A 2,598-nucleotide genomic window follows, 5' to 3' on the forward strand; every position below is an offset into this window, starting at 1 on the left:
GCCGCATCCGCGAGCACAATGTTCGGTGCCGCATCAGCGAGAATGTGCACCAAGCGCTCACTCGGATACGCTGGGTCGAGCGGTACATACGCGCCGCCGGCCTTTAAAATCGCCAGCAGCCCCACGACCAGTGCGGGACTACGCTGCACGCAGATCGCCACCCGCGCATCGGGCTTGACACCCCACTCGATCAACTGGTGCGCGAGGCGATTGGCTTGGGCGTTCAGCGCGGCATAACTAAACGTTTGATCCTCAAACACCAGCGCTGGCGCCTCGGGGGTGCGCTCGACCTGCGCCTCAAATAACTGGTGCACGCACACGTGCGACGGATACACCTGCTGCGTCGCGTTCCACGTGTCAAGCAGCAACTCGCGCTCGGCCTCGGGCAGCACCTGCAGCTTCTGCACTGCGGTGTCGGGCGCCGCCTCCAGCGCGTCGGCCAAGCTGTGCAGCGCCTGCTGCATATACGCGCACACCCGCTCGGGCTCCAGCGACGGCGCGCTCTGGGCTGTCAGTCCCAACGATTGCCCATCATCGTCCACTGACAGCCCGATTGGGTAATTGGTACGCTCCTGCGCGCTGAGCAGCTCCACACCCGGTAGCCCGCCGCGCTCGCTTGAATCCATCGCATTGTGCCGGTAATTGAGCAGTGCACTAAAGAGCGGCGTACCGGCCGGCACGCCGCTGCAGCGCTGTGCAAGCGCCAGCGACGCATGCTCATGCTCGAGCAACGCCGCCAGCCGCGCGTGCGTGCTCCGCACACACGCCTGCACACTGCCGTCTAAATCCACGCGCAGCGGCAGCGTATTGATAAAGAGCCCCATCGCACGATCGGCCCCGCTACCTGCTTGCATCCGCCCGAACAGCACGGTGCCAAACACCACGCGTGGTTGGCCGCTCGCGCGGGCGAGCACCTGCGCCCACGCCAAGTGGCATAGGCTCGCTAAGCTCACGCCCAACCGTTTGGCGTGCGCGCGCAGCCGATCGTTCAACGCCGGCGGCAGCATCCGGTGTGACTCGCTCACGTCACTGCCGTCGTGCTGTACCTGCGCCAGCCCAAACGGCAGGGTCGGCTCCTCAATGTCCGCAAGCTGCTCAGTGAAGAAACGCTCGTGCTCAGCTTGACTGACACCTAGCCGGGCTTGCGCGACCAGATGGCGGAACGGCTGCGCCGGCGGCAGCGAGTCGCCTCGACCTCCGATGAACGCGTGCACCTCTGCGTGCATCACTTCCAGCGTCGAATGATCGCCAATCAAATGGTGCAGCCGCTGCGTGAGTAGCCAGCGCCCCTCATTGTCTTGTGCGATCGCACAATGCAGCAACGGCGCTTGCGTCAGATCCAAGCGCGTGTGACGCGGATCAAAGCGCCGCGCCAATTGCTCCGCGATCGGCCCGTCAGCGGCGTCCAACGTCAGCTCGGTGACCGGTAGCCGCGCGTGGCGCCACACCACTTGCGCGGGCATGGACACACCTTCCCAGACGAGAGCGGTGCGCAAAATATCGTGCCGATCGATCACCTGCTGCAGCGCGTGCAGATACTGGTCAAGCCGCTCGCGCGTCTCAAAGGCCAACTGCAGCATCAGCAGATACGGATCGCCTGTGCTAGCCAGCAGATGGTGAAACAGCAGCCCGTCTTGCAGTGGCGACAGTGCGTAAATGTCCTGGATATTAGCTACGCCCTGCGGTACCTGCTCGACAATCTTGTCAATGTCCGCTTGCGTCAGCTCAATGAGCGGCAGCATCGACGGCGTAATCGCCGTTGTGTCGGGCGTGATCGCATTCGCAGGCACCGCCACATCACGGCGCTGACCCAACGTCTGCGCCAACGCACTGAGCGTCGGCGCCTCAAACAGCAGCCGCACCGACACACTCAAGCCCCGACGCCGCAGGCGCTCAATGAGTTGCACCGCCAACAGCGAGTGGCCTCCGAGCGCAAAAAAGCTGTCGTACCGACCGACCTGCTTCACCCCCAATAGCTCGGCCCAGATCGCCGCGAGCGTCGTCTCAAGTTCGCCTTGCGGCGCTTCATACGCTTGATGCGCGAACGCCTCGTCATCCGGTGCGGGCAGTGCACGCCGATCGAGTTTGCCGTTCGGCGTCAGCGGCCACGCATCGAGCCGCATAAACGCGCTGGGCACCATATACTCAGGCAGGCTCGCCGCCACCTGTGCACGCAAGGTGCTCGCCAAGTGCTCATCCGCTTCGGCCTGCACATACGCGACCAGCCGCTTAGCCGAGCCCTCACCTGTTGCCAGCACTACCGCATCACGCACCTGCGGATGCGCCGTTAAGCACGCTTCGATCTCCCCCGGTTCAATCCGAAAGCCGCGGATCTTGATTTGGTCATCATTGCGCCCCAAGAATTCCAGATTGCCATCCGGTAAATAACGCGCCAAATCACCGGTCTTGTACATCCGCGCATCCGACTCGTCCACGAACGGATCGCGCACGAAACGCTCGGCGGTCAACTCCGGGCGGTTCAGATAGCCACGCGCGACGCCTGCGCCACCAATATACAGTTCACCGACCGCACCCAGTGGTACCGGCTGGCCGTGCGCATCGAGCAAATAAACGCGCGTGTTCGCAATCGGCCGGCCA

The 2,598-nt window shown here is 63.7% G+C and carries 1 protein-coding gene; it reads right to left on the reverse strand.

Annotated elements, in window-relative coordinates:
* Positions 1-2,598: condensation domain-containing protein (locus B0O95_RS15065; RefSeq protein WP_146064121.1), on the reverse strand; the 2,598-nt coding region annotated here is incomplete at both ends.

Origin of the sequence: Mycetohabitans endofungorum (assembly GCF_002927045.1) — a bacterium.
In the GTDB taxonomy this organism is placed as follows: domain Bacteria; phylum Pseudomonadota; class Gammaproteobacteria; order Burkholderiales; family Burkholderiaceae; genus Mycetohabitans; species Mycetohabitans endofungorum.